Annotated in this window: 20 protein-coding genes; 13 read left to right on the top strand and 7 right to left on the bottom strand. The window is 74.2% G+C overall.

Annotated features, from left to right (window positions below):
• The first annotated feature begins 9 nt into the window (after positions 1–9).
• From Aru02nite_RS17140 to Aru02nite_RS17130, 3 genes are all read left to right on the top strand, one after another.
• A complete protein-coding gene (locus Aru02nite_RS17140; RefSeq protein ID WP_203658617.1) occupies positions 10–534 on the top strand; it encodes a hypothetical protein in 525 nt (174 codons plus the stop codon).
• Positions 535–623: 89 nt separating this feature from the next.
• Positions 624–1,127, top strand: coding sequence for a phosphoribosyltransferase family protein (locus Aru02nite_RS17135; protein ID WP_203658615.1), 504 nt, complete (start codon positions 624–626; stop codon positions 1,125–1,127).
• A 76-nt stretch (positions 1,128–1,203) separates the two neighbouring features.
• Positions 1,204–1,764: a hypothetical protein gene (locus Aru02nite_RS17130; RefSeq protein ID WP_203658613.1), complete on the top strand. Its 561-nt coding sequence runs from the start codon at positions 1,204–1,206 to the stop codon at positions 1,762–1,764.
• Between the two features lie 234 nt (positions 1,765–1,998).
• Here the strand turns inward: Aru02nite_RS17130 and Aru02nite_RS17125 are convergent, their stop codons facing one another.
• Complete coding sequence (locus Aru02nite_RS17125; protein ID WP_203658611.1) at positions 1,999–2,934, bottom strand: helix-turn-helix transcriptional regulator; 936 nt, start codon at positions 2,932–2,934, stop codon at positions 1,999–2,001.
• A gap of 165 nt (positions 2,935–3,099) precedes the next feature.
• Between Aru02nite_RS17125 and Aru02nite_RS17120 the strand changes: the two genes are divergently transcribed.
• Both Aru02nite_RS17120 and Aru02nite_RS17115 read left to right on the top strand, forming a co-directional pair.
• Positions 3,100–4,431, top strand: coding sequence for a hypothetical protein (locus Aru02nite_RS17120; protein ID WP_203658609.1), 1,332 nt, complete (start codon positions 3,100–3,102; stop codon positions 4,429–4,431).
• Positions 4,377–4,760 (top strand): CD225/dispanin family protein, encoded by a 384-nt coding sequence (locus Aru02nite_RS17115; RefSeq protein ID WP_308446272.1) that lies wholly within the window; start codon positions 4,377–4,379, stop codon positions 4,758–4,760. Before Aru02nite_RS17120 ends, Aru02nite_RS17115 begins: the two co-directional genes overlap by 55 nt.
• Positions 4,761–5,149: 389 nt before the next feature.
• On the opposite strand, the gene Aru02nite_RS17110 is transcribed toward Aru02nite_RS17115, so the two are convergent.
• From Aru02nite_RS17110 to Aru02nite_RS17100, 3 genes are read right to left on the bottom strand one after another with little or no spacing between them, the layout of a single operon-like run.
• Entirely contained in the window at positions 5,150–6,526 is a 1,377-nt protein-coding gene (locus tag Aru02nite_RS17110; protein ID WP_203658604.1) for a sensor histidine kinase, read from the bottom strand.
• Positions 6,523–7,200, bottom strand: a complete 678-nt coding sequence (locus tag Aru02nite_RS17105; RefSeq protein WP_203658603.1) for a response regulator transcription factor — start codon at positions 7,198–7,200, stop codon at positions 6,523–6,525. The genes Aru02nite_RS17110 and Aru02nite_RS17105 overlap by 4 nt, the downstream gene beginning before the upstream one ends.
• A complete protein-coding gene (locus Aru02nite_RS17100) occupies positions 7,201–7,599 on the bottom strand; it encodes a hypothetical protein (RefSeq protein ID WP_203658601.1) in 399 nt (132 codons plus the stop codon).
• 249 nt (positions 7,600–7,848) lie between these two features.
• Between Aru02nite_RS17100 and Aru02nite_RS17095 the strand changes: the two genes are divergently transcribed.
• Positions 7,849–8,181, top strand: a complete 333-nt coding sequence (locus tag Aru02nite_RS17095; RefSeq protein ID WP_203658599.1) for a YnfA family protein — start codon at positions 7,849–7,851, stop codon at positions 8,179–8,181.
• Between the two features lie 68 nt (positions 8,182–8,249).
• A complete protein-coding gene (locus Aru02nite_RS17090; RefSeq protein ID WP_203658597.1) occupies positions 8,250–8,870 on the top strand; it encodes an NADPH-dependent F420 reductase in 621 nt (206 codons plus the stop codon).
• A gap of 24 nt (positions 8,871–8,894) precedes the next feature.
• Here Aru02nite_RS17090 and Aru02nite_RS17085 read toward each other — a convergent pair whose 3' ends face one another.
• On the bottom strand, positions 8,895–9,512 hold the full coding sequence (locus Aru02nite_RS17085) for a response regulator (RefSeq protein ID WP_203658595.1): 618 nt from the start codon (positions 9,510–9,512) through the stop codon (positions 8,895–8,897).
• Complete coding sequence (locus Aru02nite_RS17080) at positions 9,509–10,648, bottom strand: sensor histidine kinase (RefSeq protein ID WP_203658593.1); 1,140 nt, start codon at positions 10,646–10,648, stop codon at positions 9,509–9,511. Before Aru02nite_RS17080 ends, Aru02nite_RS17085 begins: the two co-directional genes overlap by 4 nt.
• Positions 10,649–10,784: 136 nt before the next feature.
• On the opposite strand from Aru02nite_RS17080, the gene Aru02nite_RS17075 reads away from it, so the two are divergent.
• The 5 genes from Aru02nite_RS17075 to Aru02nite_RS17055 are packed head-to-tail and all read left to right on the top strand — an operon-like array spanning position 10,785 to position 14,705.
• Positions 10,785–11,837, top strand: coding sequence for an FtsX-like permease family protein (locus tag Aru02nite_RS17075; protein WP_203658591.1), 1,053 nt, complete (start codon positions 10,785–10,787; stop codon positions 11,835–11,837).
• The gene (locus Aru02nite_RS17070) at positions 11,834–12,514 is read left to right on the top strand and encodes an ABC transporter ATP-binding protein (RefSeq protein ID WP_203658589.1); all 681 of its coding nucleotides are present in this window, start codon (positions 11,834–11,836) and stop codon (positions 12,512–12,514) included. Before Aru02nite_RS17075 ends, Aru02nite_RS17070 begins: the two co-directional genes overlap by 4 nt.
• A 60-nt stretch (positions 12,515–12,574) precedes the next feature.
• Positions 12,575–13,471, top strand: coding sequence for an ABC transporter ATP-binding protein (locus Aru02nite_RS17065; RefSeq protein ID WP_239076739.1), 897 nt, complete (start codon positions 12,575–12,577; stop codon positions 13,469–13,471).
• Positions 13,468–14,280 (top strand): ABC transporter permease, encoded by an 813-nt coding sequence (locus tag Aru02nite_RS17060; RefSeq protein ID WP_203658586.1) that lies wholly within the window; start codon positions 13,468–13,470, stop codon positions 14,278–14,280. The genes Aru02nite_RS17065 and Aru02nite_RS17060 overlap by 4 nt, the downstream gene beginning before the upstream one ends.
• Positions 14,281–14,282: 2 nt before the next feature.
• Positions 14,283–14,705, top strand: coding sequence for a hypothetical protein (locus Aru02nite_RS17055; protein WP_203658584.1), 423 nt, complete (start codon positions 14,283–14,285; stop codon positions 14,703–14,705).
• A 7-nt stretch (positions 14,706–14,712) separates the two neighbouring features.
• Here the strand turns inward: Aru02nite_RS17055 and Aru02nite_RS17050 are convergent, their stop codons facing one another.
• Positions 14,713–15,576 carry a LysR substrate-binding domain-containing protein gene (locus Aru02nite_RS17050; RefSeq protein WP_203658582.1) on the bottom strand — a complete coding sequence of 288 codons (864 nt, stop codon included), beginning with the start codon at positions 15,574–15,576 and terminating at the stop codon, positions 14,713–14,715.
• 114 nt (positions 15,577–15,690) lie between these two features.
• Here Aru02nite_RS17050 and Aru02nite_RS17045 point away from each other — a divergent pair, with 114 nt between their 5' ends.
• Positions 15,691–16,989 (top strand): MFS transporter, encoded by a 1,299-nt coding sequence (locus Aru02nite_RS17045; RefSeq protein WP_203658580.1) that lies wholly within the window; start codon positions 15,691–15,693, stop codon positions 16,987–16,989.
• The last annotated feature ends 149 nt before the right edge of the window (positions 16,990–17,138 follow it).

The following is a 17,138-nucleotide window of genomic DNA, read 5'->3' as shown; positions in this document are numbered from 1 at the left end:
AGTTCGCCCATGGCGAAGACGACGCAGCCGAGCGCGGAGGAGCTTGCCGAGCAACGGCTGGCGCGGTGCCGGAACGGACTGGTCCGGATCCACCGGCACGCCGCCCTCGGCTCCGCCGAGATCCTCCACCTGGTGGCGACCGACTGCGTCCGCGACGGGCTGACCTCGCCCGCGTTGGAGGAGCTGGCCGGGCTCGACGGGCTGCGCGAGCGTGAGCCCGACGCCGAGCTGGTCCGCCACGGTCTCGCCCTCTACTACCGCGCCGTCGACGAGCTCGGGCTGGACATTCCCGACCCGCGCGCGACCCGCCTCGCCGAGACCCGCAAGTACCTGTCGGCGTCGGCGCTGATGCACGACGGGTTCGCGCTGAGCCAGCTGCGGCAGCTGCTGCCGGAGCGGATGGCGGCCGTGGAGCCGCTGATCACCCGGTGGCGGGAGATCGAGACCGAGTGGCGCGACCGGTTCCGCGGCGAGGTCGACGCGATCTCCGCGTACCTCGACACGGTGGACGGGTTGGACGCGCCCCGGGACTGACCGCGACCACCGGCCGGGTGCGATTGGTCCGTACGGCCCTCCCGTGGAGCCGTTCGGACCGGGCACCCTGGGTACGGGAGGTGAGGCGGTTGTTCACGGACCGTACGGAAGCCGGGCGAATGCTGGCGCACCGGTTGAGCCACGTGTGCGCGGCCGAGTCGGTCGTCCTGGGCGTCGCGCGGGGCGGCGTGCCCATCGCGTACGAGATCGCCCGACGGCTCTCGATCCCCCTCGACGTGCTGGTGGTACGCCGCGGCTGGCGGGACACCGACCGCAAGGACGCGGGGCGTGTGCCGCTGGATGGGCGTACCGCGATCGTGGTGGACGACGGCGTGGCGAGCCCGGCGACCGCGCTGGCCGCGTGCCGGCTCGCCCGGCAGCGTGGCGCCCGGCGGGTGGTGTTCGCCGCGCCGGTGGTCGCCGCCGATGCGGTGCCGGCGCTGTCCGAGATCGCCGACGACCTGCCCCGGCTCGCCACGCCGCCCCGGGTCGCCGACGTCCGCGACTGGTACGGGGACTACCCGCCGGTCACCGAGAGCCAGGTACGGGACCTGCTCGGTCGGGCGGCGACCGCGCTCGACGCCGGCATCTGAGTACCGCGGTCGGCGTACGACGGTGTCGCCGGCGGGAGGACGACAGCCGTACCGCCGGCCCGGCACGATGCGCGACATGCGACGGCTGCTGCTCTGCGTGCACGTACTCGCCTCGGTCGGCTGGCTCGGGCTGACCATCGGCGACCTCACCCTCGCCCTCACCGGGCTGGCCACGGGCGACCCCGTGCGGCAACTCGCCGCGTACCTGGCGCTGGACACGATCGCCGGCACCGTACTGCTGCCGGTCGCGCTCACCGCGTACGCCACCGGGCTGCTCCAGGGGCTGGTGACCCGCTGGGGTCTGCTCCGGTACCGCTGGGTGGTGGCGAAACTGCTGCTCACCACGGTCGCCGTGGTACTCACGCCGCTGGCGCTGCTGCCGTCGGTACATGCCGCGGCGTCGGCGGTGACGGGGGCGTCCGGGCGACTCGTCGACCTCGGCGCGGACGGCCGCAACCTGGTCGTCGCCGGCTGCGTCTCCCTCACCCTGTACTCGGTGAACACGGTGCTGTCGCTGCTCAAGCCGGGCGGCCGGACCCGGTACGGCCGGCGCCTGCTCGCCCGTACCCGGGTGGAACCTGCCCGCGCGGCGACCCGCCAGGTGCGGGACGGTCGTGACGTCGTTCCGGAGCCGTGAGGCCGGCCGTCGGAGGCTGCACCACGGTCCGACCGGTCGTGGCCGCCATGACGGTCCACATTTGCGGCTGATCGTTCGTGCTCACCGGTGAACGTCGCGGCGACTCCCATCCCGACCGCGCTGACGGGCCCGGCCGGCGGGACTGCGGGCGTGGACAACCGCCCCGTCGCGGCCGGTGCGCTGTGCTCACCGACCAGGGTTTCCCCGACCGCCGAGGCGAGGCGGCAGCGCACGCTAGAGCCACCCGCGCTTGGCGGCCTGTATTCCGGCGGCGAAGCGGGTGGTGACGCCGAGGCGCCCGAGGATCGCGGCGATGTTGCGCCGGACGGTCCGGATCGACACGTGGGTTCGGGCGGCGATCTCCTCGTCCTTCAGGTTCCCGGCCAACAGGGTGAGCACGTGCCGCTGGTACGGGGTCAGGCCGCCGGCCTGACCCGGCGCGGCGGGATGCGGTGTGGCCCGGTCCCAGAGGCAGTCGAACAGTTCGACGAGTGCGCCGACCACCGTCGCGGAACGGAACAGGACGACACCGGCCGAGCCGCTCTCGTCCAGCGGTACCAGGGCCATGGTCCGGTCGGCGACGAGCAGCTTCATCGGAAGCGCCGCGGCAAGGCGTACCTCGCCGCCGTTCCGTCGGGTCTCCTCGACGATCCAGCCGAGTTCTGGTGTGGCGAAGTCGGCGGTGAACACGGTCTTCCACACCGGCGGCGGGTCGGTGGCCGCCGGGGAGAGCCGGGGCTGGCAGCTCGATCCGGCGGCCGCGGTGGTGTCCAGCGACAACAGCTCGTGGCGGGCGCCTTGCTGAACCCTGTCGACCAGGTCGAGGACCGGGTCCGCGGCAGTGACCACCTCGACCAGTGACCGGACGGCGCGGCCGTCGATGTTCACGGCGTCGCGCTGGAGCGTGATCAGCTCGTGGACCGTGTGCGCGGTCTGCTCCTGCCAGGACGAGATCCGCGCTGCCAGGTCGCCGAGCACCTCCTGCGCGGCGAGCGCCGGGGCCACCGGCAGCAGCAGCGGGGGATCGCCGTCCTGGATCCGGGCGAAGCCGGTCTGCACCAGCTCGCGCACGTCGGCGTCGAGTGCCTCGGACCCCAGCGAGTGGTACTCGCCGGCGAGCAGTCGCTGGTAGAGCTCGCCGGCGTGGCGGGACAGCACCGAGTCCAGCATGCCCAGCATCGTAGGCCGCGGCCGCCTGATGGCCGGAAGCTGCCACTGGCCCGTTCGCTCCTTGAGCGGGTACGGACCGGCCCGGAAACTGGGTGCGCCCCGGCACGGGGCCGGCTATTCGACGACCGCCCTCCGGGGCGGGTGTGAACGGGACGTGGCAGGGCGATGGGCTTTCACCGGATCGACGAGGCACCGGACGTTCGGCTTGCGCACTTCCTGGGCGCCAGCACCGAGGCGTATCTCGGCGGCAGTACGACCACCAGCCGCTGGGCGCTCCATCCGATCGTGGCTCGGCGCCCGGCAGAGGGCTCGGCCCGGCACCGCGCGTACTGCGGCACCTGCAACCGGTCGGTCGAGGTACTGGTGCCGAGCGCGGACCGAACCCGGCGGACGCAACGGTACTGGTTCGCACTGCTGGTGGCCCTGCTCGCCGTCCTCGTGGTGGTGGAGGGTCTCCTGGTGGTCCGGGCAGGTCGGCACGGAGCCGGGTACGGTCTCGGCACGCTGCTGGTGCAGGTACTGGTGCTGGTGCTGTTCACCGGGCCAACGGTTGCGGCGCTCGACCGGGCGCAGCATGCGCACGGAGTCACCGTGGCACCGCGACAGTCCCGCGAGGCGGTGCGCCACCATTCGATCCGCCGTCCCCCGGTTCTCGGCGCGAAGTACCGGTACCGCGCGGGGCGCGCCGCGCGGGGACCGGCACGTACGGCCGCCGGGACTCGGCCCACCCGCGGCACACGCCACACTCCAGCGGCTCGTTCCACGAACGGTTCGGGCACCGGGACCACCGACCCCGCCGCCGCCCGGCCCGACGGCAATCACGTCACGGCGGGAGCGGTCCTCGGACTGCGCCCCGGCATGGCCCGCGACACCGTGCGAGCGCGAGTCGGCCCGTCAGCGGTCTCGGCCACCGGCACCGACGCACCGGCCGAGCACCCGGATGCCGCTGGGCTCTCCGCGGCGCCGGACCAGGAGGTCTGGCGCTTCGACGGCCCGTTCCCCGGGTACCGCACCAGCCTCGTGTTCGCGGCCGACGTGGTGGAACGGGTCGTGATCGCACCGTCGACCGGCACGACTCCGCCGGACCGGGCCGATGCCGGGGCACGGCCCGGACACATCCGCATCGACCGGGACGGCATCCACACGTCGACGCCGCACCTCACGTACCAGGCCGTGGACGCCTCGCTCGGGCCGATGCCACGCATCGACGACAACCGGTGGCGGTCGGAGTGCGCGGAACTGCGGACGAGCTGGCCCCACGCCGCGGCCACGACCGACCCGGTACTTGCCTGTATCAGGCGACTGCTGGCAGACCTGGCCGCAGATGACGGGCGACCGGGTCACGAAGGCTTCCTGGTCGTTCCGATGCCCGACCACGCCTGCGTTCACGTGGTCTCGATCTTCGACCGGGCCGCTGCCGGAACTGGCGTCGCGTACCGGGTGTGGCGGCTGCACGGAGGCCGTTGGGCACTCGTCCGCTCCGTTCCACGCCCCTGACCCCACCCGACAGGAGTACGTGCGTGTACCCCACGCCAGCCCCGCCCCGCGCCGTGGACAGCCACCTCGCGTGGGCGATCGTGAGCATCGTGCTGTTCTGGCCGCTCGGCGTTCCCGCCGCTGTCAATGCCGTCAGGGCCGACCGGTTGGCTGCCTCCGGCGACCAGGCACGTGCGGTTCGGAGCGCGGGAGCGGCCCGGAGCTGGGCACGCCGCGCCACCGTTGTCGGAATCGTCTGGTGGGTACTGTCGATCGCGTGCGTTCCGCTGGCCGTGTCGGCCGCCATCGACCCGACGGCGACCGCCGCCTGGGTCCGGGAACACCTGTGACGGCACAGCCGGGCGTCGACGGGCGTCGGCGGCGCGGGCGAAGCGGTGCGCTGGGGCGGCGTGGCGCCGACGGCGAAAGCGCGCCCACGACGTCCACCGCACGGACGCGACGTTGGCGGCGCACGACCGTGCCTGCACGGCCGCGGCCCGCGTACTCCGCCACCCTGCGACGCGTCACCCACGGCCGTGGCGTGTGGCGCGCGTGCACCCGCCACGAGCGCCACTGCAACGACGGACGCTGATCCGAGCCGGCCCCGCCGTCGTCGAACCGTGCTCCGTCGTGCCGGCGAGGACTGCGGGTCCGGTGGTCGGCGGGAGGTTCGCCCGGCCATTGCGCGTGCTGCCGATCTCGGTGAGCAGCCGGGTCGCCACGTTCGACCCGCGGGGTGTCAGGCGGGGAGCCAGACGACGAAGCGGGCGCCGGTCGGGTCGGCGCGCTCGACCCGGACCGTACCGTCGTGGAGGGTGACGGCCTGCGCGACGATCGCCAGTCCCAGCCCCGATCCCGGTACGGCGCGGGCCGCGGCGGCCCGGTGGAACCGCTCGAAGATCCGCGGTACGTCCTCGTCGGCGACGCCGGGGCCCTGGTCGGCGACGGACAGTTCGGCGCCGGGCCGGCCGTCGGGGCCGGGCGCGGCGACCAGCCGTACGGTGATGCGGCCGTCCGGTGGGCTCCACTTGGCGGCATTGTCGAGCAGGTTGGCGACCATCCGGGTCAGCGACGCGGGGCGACCGGGCACCTGGACCGTGGCGTACGCGGTGTCGACGGGGAGGTCGAGCCGCTGGACGGCGAGGTCGACGAGGTCGGCGAGGTCGACCTGCTCGACGGGTTCGGCGCCGTGGTCGTCGCGGGCCAGGTCGACCAGCTCGCCGACGAGCCGGGTCAGTTCGGTGGTCTGCGTGTCGAGGTCGGCCAGCAGCCGGCTTCTGTCCACATCGGACAGTGCACGGTCCGGGTGCCGTTCGGCCCGGATCAGCAGCTGGATGTTGGTACGCAGGCTGGTCAGCGGGGTGCGCAGCTCGTGGCCGGCGTCCTCGACCAGTAGCCGCTGCGCCGCCCGCGACGCGCGCAGCGCCGCGAGCATGGTGGTGAACGCGGTCGCCAGCCGGCCGATCTCGTCGCGTCCGGTCACGTCGATCTCGCCGGTCAGGTCGCTGGTCGCGGTCACGTGCTCGACCGCGGCGGTGAGCCGGTCGACCGGCCGCAGCCCGGCGCGCGCCACCAACGCACCGAGTACGGCGGCGGCGAGGACGCCGAGCGCGCCGACCACCAGGACCGCCAGGCCGACCCCGGTCATCGTGCGGTGCGGCCCGTCCAGCGACAGCGCCACCTGCACCGCGCCGCCGCCGCGCACCGGCCGCGTCAGCATCCGGTACTCCCGCCCCCGTACGGTGACCTCCTCGTACGCCTCGGGGCGGTGGCCGGTGGCGACGTCGCGGGCGTACCCGGTGACGGGCAGGACGCCGGTGTGCGCGGGACGTCCGCGGGTGTCCAGGAGCTGGACGCGGGGGCTGATGTCGTGGTCGTGGTCCGGGTCGCGGCGGCCGTCGCCGTCCGGGTCGACCACCGTACGGTCGACCCAGTCCGCCGGTGCCGCCGACACCGTGGCCGCGTCCCGGCGCAGCGTGTCGTCGACGGAGGCGTTGATCTGGTGGCCGACCGCGGCGAACGCCACCACCGACACGCCGACCACGGCCAGCGCGACGGCCGCCGCGGCGATCAGGGTCAACCGGTGCCGGAGCGGCAACGTACGCCAGCGGATCACAGGGGCGAGTCCCGCAGCACGTACCCGATGCCGCGCGCGGTGTGCAGCAGCCGCGGCTCGCCGCCGGACTCCAGCTTGCGCCGCAGGTAGCCGACGTACACGTCGAGGCTGTTGGAGGTGCTGCCCACGTCGGCACCCCAGACCGCCTCGACCACGGCCGAGCGGTACAGCACCTGGCGCGGGTGCCGCAGGAACATCTCCAGGATCGCGAACTCGGTACGGGTCAGCCGCACCGGCCGGGAGCCCCGGTGCACCTCGCGGGTCGCGGTGTCGACGCGCAGGTCCGCGTACGCGAGGGTCTCGGCGGTGGGGTGCGTGGTACGGCGCAGCAGCGCGCGGATCCGGGCCAGCAGTTCGGGCAGCGCGAACGGCTTCGTCAGGTAGTCGTCGGCGCCGGCGTCGAGCCCGGCCACCCGGTCGCCGACGGCGTCCGCCGCGGTCAGCATCAGCACCGGGACGGTGTCGCCCGCGGACCGGATGGCCCGGCAGGCGGCGAGACCGTCCATGCCGGGCATCAGCACGTCCAACACGAGCAGGTCGACGGTACGGTCCGCGAGCAGGCGCAGCGCGCCGCTGCCGTCGCCGGCGGTGGCCACGTCGTACCCCTCGAAGGTCAGCGCGCGGGCCAGCGCGTCACGCACCGCCGGCTCGTCGTCGACCACGCCGATCAGCACTCAGCCCCCGTCCCCGTCCCCGTGGCCGTCCCGGGGCGACGCCTGCTGGCTGTACTGCCCCTGCCAGGCGGCGCGGGCGCCCGACTCGCCGACCCGGTACGTCTGGACCACGGTACCGGCGGCGACCGCGACGGCCACCACGACCAACGCCACCCGCAGTACGGTGGCGCCGGAGCGGCCGGCGGAGTCCTCGGACAGCGGCGACGCCGACAGCCGGTACGCCAGCCATACCAGCGCACACGCCACGAACAGGCCGAACGCCCACGGCAGCAGCGAGTCGCCCAGCTCGGTGTGTTCGTGCAGCAGGTGCGTCGGCGCCACCCGGCGTTCCAGCCATTCCCCGGCGTGCGTGGTCAGCGGCACCAGCCCCAGCGACACGAGGCCGAGGAGGGGCAGCACGACACCGGCGCGGCGGCGTACCGGGGGGGACGAGCGCGCAGAGCACCAGCAGCAGCGCGGTCAGCGGCAGGAACACCACCACCGCGTGCACCAGCAGGACATGCGTGGGAAGTCGGGAGAACTCGGTGAGCACGGGTCATCCTTCGCGAATCTCTGACAGCAGGGTCGGGCCATCCTCGCCGAAGGGGATGAGGATTCGATGAGACACCGGCACCGGCCCGGCGCCGGCCCGCCGGTAGCGTCCGGGCGGTGACCGTACTGCGCTCCCTGCTGCTGTTCGTGCTCGCCGCGCTCGCCGAGATCGGCGGTGCCTGGCTGGTGTGGCAGGGCTGGCGGGAGCACCGGGGCGTGCTGTGGATCGTCGGCGGGATCATGGCGCTCGGCGCGTACGGGTTCGTCGCGACGTTCCAGCCGGACGCGCACTTCGGCCGGATCCTCGCCGCGTACGGCGGGATCTTCGTGGCCGGTTCGCTGGTGTGGGGCGTGGTCGTCGACAAGTTCCGGCCGGACCGGTGGGACCTGACCGGCGCCGCGATCTGCCTGCTCGGCGTCGCCGTCATCATGTACGCCCCGCGGCACTGACCGCACCGCCGGGGCCGATCACCGCATTCACCGATGTCGATCGGGCGGCGGAACTACGATCAGCGACCATGGAGGTACTCATCGTCGGCGCCGGAAAGATGGCGCGCGCAATCGGCACCCGGCTGCTGGCCGGCGGACACCAGCTCCGGATCGCGGGGCGCAACCACGACGAGGCCCGTACGCTGGCCGCCGAACTGAACGGGGACGCCACCGGTGAGCCACTCGGCGACCCGCTCGGCGCCGCGTCCGTCGTGATCCTGGCCCTGCCGTACCCGGCGGACCGGATGGTCGCCGAGCAGCTGGCCGGCGACCTCGTGGGGCGCGTGGTGGTCGACATCGCCAACCCGGTCAACTTCGGCACGTTCGACGACCTGACCACCCCGACCGGGGTGTCCGCGGCCGAGGAGGTCGCCAAGGCCGCGTCCGGCGCGAAGGTGGTCAAGGCGTTCAACACCACGCTGGCCGGCCGGCTGGCGGCCGGCGGCACGCTGGACGTGTTCCTGGCCGGCGACGACGAACGGGCCCGGGACACCGTCGCCGCGCTGGTCGCCGACGGCGGGATGCGGCCGATCGACGTGGGTGGGCTCAAGCACGCGCACACGCTGGAGGCGTTCCAGATGCTGTGTATGAAGGTGCAGGACCAGATCGGCGGCAACTGGTCCACGTCGCTGGAACTCGCGCCCGGCTGACCCGGCCCGACCGTGTGCCGCCGGCTACCGCAGGATGCCGAGGCGCCGGGCCGCGGCGACCGCGCCGGTCCGGTTGTCCACCCCGAGCTTCGCGTACGCCTGGACCAGGTGCGACTTGACCGTGGCCTCCGTGACGTACAGGTGGCGGGCGATGGCCTGGTTGGTGTGGCCCTCGGCGACCATCCGCAGGATCTCGGTCTCGCGGGGCGTGAGCGACCGGCCCGGTGTGCGTACGCGGGAGACGAGGCGGGTGGCGACGGACGGGGCGAGCACCGTGCCGCCGGCCGCCGCGGTACGGATCGCGGCGAGCAGGTCGGCCGGTTCGGCGTCCTTCAGCAGGTACCCGGTGGCGCCGGCCTCGATCGCCCGCAGGATGTCCGCGTCCGAGTCGTACGTGGTGAGGACGAGCACGCGCGGCGGGTCCGGGAGTGCGGCGACGCGTCGGGTGGCCTCCGCGCCGTCGATGCCGGCGCCCAGCGAGAGATCCATGACGACCACGTCGACGCCGTCCGCGGCGGCGGTCACCGCGGCCTCGCCGGTCGCGGCCTCCCCGACCACGGTCACGTCGGCGGTACCCGACAGCGCGGCGCGCAACCCGCCCCGGACGATCGGGTGGTCGTCGACCAGCAGCACCCGGATCATCGCGTACTCCCGAGCGGGACGGTGACGCCCAGCGCGGTGCCGTGGCCGGGCGCGGACTCGACGACCAGGGTGCCGTCGACCTCGGCAAGCCGGTCGCGCATCGCGGCCAGCCCCAGCCCGGTCCCGGTGGTCGACGCCGCCGGCGGTACGGCCGGGTCGAAGCCGCGCCCGTCGTCCACCACGTCCAACCGCACCACCTCCGGGAGGTACGTCAGGGTCACCACGGCACGCTCGGCGCCGGCGTGCGCGCGGACGTTGTGCAGCGCCTCCTGCGCGGCGCGCAGCAGCGCCACCTCGACCGGGGTCGGCAGTTCGGCCGGTTCGCCGTCCACCGTGAGCGTCGCGTACGGCGCGGCGGCGACGACCCGGCGCAGCGCCTCGGGCAGCGAGCGCCCGGCGAGTTCGGCCGGGGTCAGCGCCCGGACCAGCCGCCGGGTGTCGGCCAGCGCGGTACGCGCGGCGTCGGTGGCGGTGTCGATCGCGCCGCGGGCGGTGTCCGGGTCGGCGTCGCGTGCGGTCCGCAACACCAGCACGATCCCGGACAGTCCCTGCGCCACCGTGTCGTGGATCTCCCGGGCCAGCCGTTCCCGTTCGGCGAGCGTCCCCGCGTACCGCTCGCTGCGGGCGAGGCGGTCCTGGGCCTCGGTCAGCTCGGCCAGCAGATCGGCCCGCCGGGCGGACTCGCGCCGCAGGTCCCGGTACACCAGCGTGATCACGACGGCGACGGCGGCGCCGACGACCGGTCCGAGTACGGCGGCGGGGTCGAACCGGCCGCGGTGGAGGGCGATCGTGGTCACCGCGCCGGCGGTCAGCAGGACGACGGCGGGGACGCCGAGCGGGGCCGGGAGTACCTGCATGGCGAGCAGGAACAGCGGGAACGCCAGCCACACGAAGTCGACGGACAGTACCGCGAGCCCGGCCCAACCGGCGGCGAGCACCGCCAACCAGACGATCCCGACGGTACGGCCCCGGCCGCGGCGCGCGAGCGCGATGCCCAGCACGTACCAGCCGGCGAGGGCGGCGGCGGACGCCACGGCCGCGGCGCCGCCGGTCCGGACCGCGCCCACCACGAGCAGCGCGCCGAACAGTACGTGCTCGGCCCGGCGGAGCAGCACGAGCGACATCTGGTCAGCCATGACGCCACCGACGGTAGCCGGCCGGCCGGGGTGGCGACCCCCAACTTTCGGTGGAGATCGGGGCGTCACGTTCGGCGCCGCGGGTGCCGCCGGCGGTCCGATGCCGGGGCGGCCGGTGCGCGGAAGGCTTGCCGGTATGTTCATCGCACTCCGCGACCTGCGGTACGCCAAGGGCAGGTTCGCCCTGCTCACAGGCGTGATCGCGGTCCTGACACTGATGGTGGTGCTGCTCACCGGGCTGACCGCCGGGCTCGGCGCGGCCAGTACGTCGGCGGTGGCGGCGCTGCCCGTCGACGCGGTCACGTTCCAGCGTCCGGCGGCCGGGCAGTCGGTCGACTTCGCCACGAGTTCGCTGCCGACCGACACGGTGCGTACGGTCGCCGACCGGCCCGGCGTGACCGCCGCGTACCCCCTGGGGGTGGCGACGACGCGGCTGACCGCCGGCACCGCGAGCGCCGCCGTCACCGCCGTCGGCACCGATCCCACCCTGTACCCGGCGCTCAAGTCGGGCGGTGCGCCGGGCGCCGGCGAGGTCGTCGTGAGCGCCACGCTGGCCGCCGACGACGGGATCCGGGTCGGTGACCGGGTCACGCTCGGCGGCGGCACCGTCCGGGTGGCCGGCACCGTCGAGGCCACCACCTTCAACCACCTGCCCACCGTGTACGCCACCGCCGGCACCTGGCGGACGGTCGCGCACACCGACCGGATCACCGCCGTGGCGGTCCGCGGCGACGTGGGCGGCGCGGTCGCGGGGACGACCACGGTGGCGCGCGACGACGCGTTCGCCGCCGTCGGCGGGTACTCCTCGGAGCAGGGCTCGCTGACCCTCATGCGGGTGCTGCTGCTGGGCGTGTCGGTGCTGGTGGTCGGCGCGTTCTTCACGGTCTGGACGCTGCAACGCGCCGGTGATCTCGCCGTGGTCCGGGCGATCGGCGCCGGCCGCGGGTACGTGCTGCGCGACGCGCTCGGCCAGGCCCTGCTCGTCCTCGCCGCCGGCACGGTGGTCGGCGGGGCCGCGGCGGTCGGGCTGGGCGCGCTGGCCGCCGGTGCGGTGCCGTTCGTACTGTCCGCCGGCACGGTGGGGGTGCCGCTCGCCGCGATGGTGGTCGTCGGGCTCGTCGGCGCCGCCGCATCCGTACGCCGGGTCACCACGGTCGACCCGCTGACCGCACTGGGGGCGGCCCGATGACACTCACGCTCGCCGACGTACGACTCAGCTACCCGGACGGGGACAGCCGTACCGTGGTGCTCGACCGGATCGGCCTGGTGGTACCGCCGGGCGAACTGCTCGCCGTGACCGGCCCCTCCGGCTCGGGCAAGTCCAGCCTGCTGGCCGTGGCCGGGGCGCTGGTCACCCCGGAGGCGGGCACGGTGACCGTCGACGGCGTACCGCTGGGCGGGCTGCGGCCGGCGGAGCGGGATCGCTTGCGGCGCAGCAGGATCGGCTTCGTGTTCCAGCAGTCGAACCTGCTCGCCTCGCACACCGCGCTGGACCAGCTGATGCTCATCGCGCACATCAACGGCGCGCCGGGCCGGGCCGCCGCCGAACGGGCGCGGCGGCTGCTGGCCCGGGTCGGGCTCGCCGACAAGGCGCACCGCCGGCCGCACCAGCTGTCCGGTGGCGAACGCCAGCGGGTCGGGGTGGCCCGCGCGCTGATGGGCGACCCGGCCGTACTGCTGGTCGACGAGCCGACCTCGGCGCTCGACCACGACCGCGGTACGGCGATCGTCGAGCTGCTGCGCGACGTCACCCACGAGCACCGGGTGGCGACCGTACTGGTCACGCACGACACGCAGTACCTGCCGCTGGCCGACCGGGCGCTGCGGATGTGCGACGGCCGGCTGGTCGACCACGCGGCGGCGTGACGGGGTCCGGTTCACCTGGCCGTCGCCGTACGGATGTCTGCGGGGCCTACCCTGCCCGCCGTGGACGACGCGGTGCGGGCGGACGGCCTGACGAAGCGGTACGGCCGGACGGTGGCGCTGGCCGGCGTCGACCTGACCGTCCCGGCCGGCACCGTACACGGGCTGCTCGGACCGAACGGCGCGGGCAAGACCACGTTGCTGCGCACGCTGTTCGGGTTGTCCCGGCCCGACGCGGGCACGCTCACCGTCCTGGGCGAGCCGGTCGTGGCCGGCCGTACGCCGGGCGGGCTGGCCGGGTTCGTCGACAGCCCGCGCTTCTACCCGTACCTGTCGGGGCGGCGCAACCTGGAGCTGCTCGCCGCGTACGACCGGCGCGGCCACGACGACATCGACGCCGTACTGGAGCGCGTCGGGCTGGCCGGCCGCGACGCCGACCGCGTGTCGGCGTACTCGTCCGGGATGCGGCAGCGGCTCGGCCTGGCCGCGGCACTGTTACGCGGCCCGCGGCTGCTGGTACTCGACGAGCCGGTGAACGGGCTGGATCCGGCCGGGATCCGCGACATCGGCGCGCTGCTGCGCGACCTGGCCGCCGACGGCGGCAGCGTACTGCTGTCCAGCCACCACATGGCCGAGGCCGAGGCGCTGTGCGACGGCGTCACGATCCTGCGCGCCGGCCGTACGGTGCACGCCGGACGGGTCGAGGAGCTGCGCGCGGCGGCGCCGGCCGCGGCGCACCTGTTGCGTACCACCGACGACGCGGCGGCGCGGGCGATGGCCGAGCGGCGCGGGGTGGACGTCACCGAGCAGGACGACGGGCTCGCTGTCCGGGCGCACCGCGCCGACCTCGACGCGTACGTGCTGGCGCTGGCCAGCGACGGGATCGCGGTGCGGGCGCTGACCGAGACCGGTTCCCCGCTGAGCCAGCTGTTCTTCGCGCTGACCGAGGAGTCCGCATGAGGGTGCTCACCGCGTACCGGTGGGAGCTGGAGAAGCTGACCGCGCAGGTACGGGTGCGGGCGGCGGCGGCCGCGTGCGTGCTCGCGCCGTTCGTGTTCGTCGCGGTGCTGCGGATACAGGACACCGTGCCGTCCGACACGCTGTTCGGCCGGTGGGTGCACGTGTCCGGGTTCGCCGCGCCGATGGTGGTGCTGGTCTTCACCACGCAGTGGGCGCTGCCGCTGCTGATCAGCCTGGTGGCCGGCGACATCCTCGCCGCCGAGGACCGGTACGGCACCTGGCCGACGCTGCTGACGCGCTCGCTGACCCGCGGCACCGTGTACGCCGGCAAGGTGCTCGCCGCGCTGACGTACGCGGTGGTGCTGGTGGTACTGCTGGGTCTGGCGAGCCTGACCGCGGGCGTCACCGTACTCGGGCACGATCCGCTGGTCGGGCTGTCCGGCACCCTGTTCTCCCCCGGTACGTCCGCCGGGCTGGTGCTGTCCGCCTGGGCGAGCGTGCTGCCGCCCGCGCTCGGGTTCGCCGCGCTGGGCGTGCTGTTCTCCGCCGCCACCCGCAACGGACCGGCCGGCATCCTCGGCCCGACCGTGCTCGGCCTGCTCATGCAGGTGTACTCGTTCGTCGACGGGCCGCGCGCCGTCCGGTCCGCCCTGCTCACCACCGGATTCGAGGCGTGGCACGGGCTGTTCGCCGCCCACCCGTACCGGGGGCCGATGGTCACCGCCGCGGCGGTCAGCGCCGTCTGGGTCGCGGTCTGCCTCGCCGCCGGGTACCTGTTGCTGCGCCGACGCGAGATCACCGGAGACTGACCATGCGCCGGATCCTGCCACTGTTGCTGCTGGCGATGCTGGCCGGCTGCGGCACGCCCACCATCACCGCGGCGCGGCTGTCGGCCGACCTCGGCCCCACCTACCGCAACATGTACGTGTTCCAGCAGCAGCTGCTCGGCCACGGCCGGGTGCCGACCTCCGCCGACACCGCGTGGTCGCGGTGCACCCGGGGCGGATCGTCCACATCGGACAGTGGCGCCGGCGACGGCTGGAGCTGCCTGGTCCACTGGCCCGCACCGGACGGCCACACCGAGACCCTCGCGTACGAGGTGAGCGTGGCGCCGGACGGGTGCTACACCGCGCAGGGCCCGTCCGGGTACGTCGGGCAGCAGACGCTCACCACGCCGGACGGCCGCCGCGTCACCAACCCGCTGTACGAGTTCGACGGCTGCCTGCGCGGCTGAGTACGCCTCAGCGTTCGCGGATCGGATCGCGGCGGGCGAGGATCGTCGCGGCCAGCGCCTCGACCGCGTCGCCGGCCGCGTGCGGGTTGGTCAGCAGCGCCAGGTCGATCTCGCCCAGCTCGGGCAGCCCGACCGCGGCCGGTACCTCGACCAGGTCGGCCGGCATCAGGCCGCGCGCGAAGATCGCCACGCCCAGCCCGGCGCGCGCCGCGGCGAGTACCCCGTTGACGCCGCGCACCGTGCACGAGATCCGGTACGGCACGCCCGCCTCCTCCAGCGCCCGTACGCCACGGGACCGGCTCGTGCTCGGCGCGTGGTACACCACCAGCGGTACCGGCCGGGCCGGGTCGAACTCGGCGTCCGGCACCGCCGCCCAGACGAGCCGTTCCCGGCGTACGAGCCGGCCGTGGCCCTCGCCCGGCGCGTGCTTGACGAAGGCGGCGTCGAGGTGGCCGGACTCGACGCGGCGTTGCAGGGTCAGGCTCTGCGAGACCGTGAGCTCCAACACGACCTGCGGGTAGAGCCGGCGGAACTCGCGCAGGATCCGCGGCACCGGGGTGAGCGCGAGGTCGTCGGTGACGCCGAAGCGGAGCCGGCCGCGCAGCCCGGAGCCGGTGAAGTACCCCACAGCCTGCTCGTGCGCGGCGATGATCGTCCGGGCGAACCGGGCCATCGCCTCGCCGTCCTCGGTGAGCGTCACGGTGCGCGTGTCACGTACCAGAAGGGGGCGGCCGACGGACTCCTCCAGCTTGCGGATGTGTTGGGAGACAGTCGGTTGCCGGATCCCGAGGGCCGCCGCGGCGCGGGTGAAACTGAGCGACTCGCTGACCGCGAGGAACGTCCGCAGGTGCTCGGCGTTGTACACGGCCACCACTCCCCTATTACGGCTCGCTATAACACTAATAGCAGCAATTGAGTTTCGGTATGGGCAGCGAGGCGCGAAGGATGGACGTACACCCGACCGCCCACGGCCCAGGGGACCACTGTGACCATCGCCCGCCCGGACACCGACGACCACTTACCCGTCGCGGCGCCGCACCGGCTCCGCACCTTCGACTCCCTGCGTACGTACAACTTCCGGGTCTTCGCCGGCGCCCAGATCGTGTCGAACACCGGCTCCTGGGTGCAGCGCATCGCCCAGGACTGGCTGGTCCTGAGCCTCACCGGCTCGGCCACCGCGGTCGGCGTCACCACCGCACTCCAGGCGCTGCCGACCGTGCTGTTCGGCATCGCCGGCGGCGCGCTCGCCGACCGCTTCCCCCGCCGTACGATCCTGCTGGTCACGCAGACCGGGATGGGCCTGACCGCCGCCGTACTCGCGGTCCTCACGCTCAGCGGCCACGTCGCCGCATGGCACGTGTACCTGCTGGCCCTGGTGTTCGGCCTGATCATCGCGGTCGACAACCCGACCCGGCAGTCGTTCGTCAACGAACTGGTCCCGCCGGCGCACCTGCGCAACGCGATCAGCCTCAACTCCACCGTGTTCCAGCTCGGCGCGCTCATCGGGCCGGCGATCTCCGGCGTACTCATCAACGCGGTCGGCGCCGGCTACTCGTTCGCGGTCAACGCGCTGTCGTTCACCTCGCCGATCGTCGGGCTGCTGCTGATGCGCAACGCCGAGCTGCGCCCGGTGCCCCGCGCGACCGCCGACTCCCCGGTACGCACCGGCGACGTGCTGCGGACCATCCGCCGGCAGCCGACGATGCTGTGGACGATCGTGCTCGTCGGCGTGTTCGCCCTGTTCACCAACAACCTGGCCGTGACGCTCAGCGCGTACGCGAAGATGGTGTTCCGGTCCGGCGCCGGCGGGTACGGGCTGCTCAGTTCGGTGGTGGCGGTCGGGTCGGTCGTCGGGGCGCTGGTGTCGGCCCGGCGTACCGGTGGCGGCACGCGCGGGCTGCTCGCCACCGGCGCGGTGGTCGCGGCGCTCGCCGTGGTGGCGGCGCTCACCCCGGCGCAGTGGGCGTTCGCCGTCGTACTCGCCGGGCTCGGCGCGGCCACGCTGCTGCTCGTCACCGCCGCGAACGCCGGCGTGCAGCTCGCCGCCGATCCGCGGATCCGCGGCCGGGTGATGGGCGTGTACCTGCTGGTGTTCACCGGCGCCGGCGCGATCGGCGGCCCGCTGCTCGGCGCGGTCGACCAGCACCTCGGCCCGCGTACCGGGATGCTGCTGGCGGGGTTGGTACCGGGGATCGCGGTGGCGCTGATCGCCACCCGCATCGCCCCGCCGCGCTGGCCGGACCGCGGCCGGCTGGTACGGCTCGCGCGGCTGGCGCGCCGCTGACGTGACGCCGGGCGGGACCGCCGCGCGCGGCCCCGCCCGGCCGCACTGTCCACTGTGGATGGTCGGTACTGTGCGGCCACTGTTCACCTGCTGGTTGAAGACCGGTGATACCCGCCGGTTCTAGGTTCTTCTGCGGCATTGCATGCCAC

This window comes from Actinocatenispora rupis (assembly GCF_016861975.1).
GTDB lineage: Bacteria > Actinomycetota > Actinomycetes > Mycobacteriales > Micromonosporaceae > Actinocatenispora > Actinocatenispora rupis.
This window is presented reverse-complemented; position numbering and strand designations above follow the sequence as displayed.

Coding starts and splice junctions, on each gene's coding strand:
- Aru02nite_RS17140 (WP_203658617.1), top strand. CDS start 10: ATGGCGAAGACGACGCAGCCGAGCGCGGAGGAGCTTGCCGAGCAACGG.
- Aru02nite_RS17130 (WP_203658613.1), top strand. CDS start 1,204: ATGCGACGGCTGCTGCTCTGCGTGCACGTACTCGCCTCGGTCGGCTGG.
- Aru02nite_RS17125 (WP_203658611.1), bottom strand. CDS start 2,934: ATGCTGGACTCGGTGCTGTCCCGCCACGCCGGCGAGCTCTACCAGCGA.
- Aru02nite_RS17120 (WP_203658609.1), top strand. CDS start 3,100: ATGGGCTTTCACCGGATCGACGAGGCACCGGACGTTCGGCTTGCGCAC.
- Aru02nite_RS17090 (WP_203658597.1), top strand. CDS start 8,250: ATGGAGGTACTCATCGTCGGCGCCGGAAAGATGGCGCGCGCAATCGGC.
- Aru02nite_RS17085 (WP_203658595.1), bottom strand. CDS start 9,512: ATGATCCGGGTGCTGCTGGTCGACGACCACCCGATCGTCCGGGGCGGG.
- Aru02nite_RS17080 (WP_203658593.1), bottom strand. CDS start 10,648: ATGGCTGACCAGATGTCGCTCGTGCTGCTCCGCCGGGCCGAGCACGTA.
- Aru02nite_RS17075 (WP_203658591.1), top strand. CDS start 10,785: ATGTTCATCGCACTCCGCGACCTGCGGTACGCCAAGGGCAGGTTCGCC.
- Aru02nite_RS17070 (WP_203658589.1), top strand. CDS start 11,834: ATGACACTCACGCTCGCCGACGTACGACTCAGCTACCCGGACGGGGAC.
- Aru02nite_RS17060 (WP_203658586.1), top strand. CDS start 13,468: ATGAGGGTGCTCACCGCGTACCGGTGGGAGCTGGAGAAGCTGACCGCG.
- Aru02nite_RS17055 (WP_203658584.1), top strand. CDS start 14,283: ATGCGCCGGATCCTGCCACTGTTGCTGCTGGCGATGCTGGCCGGCTGC.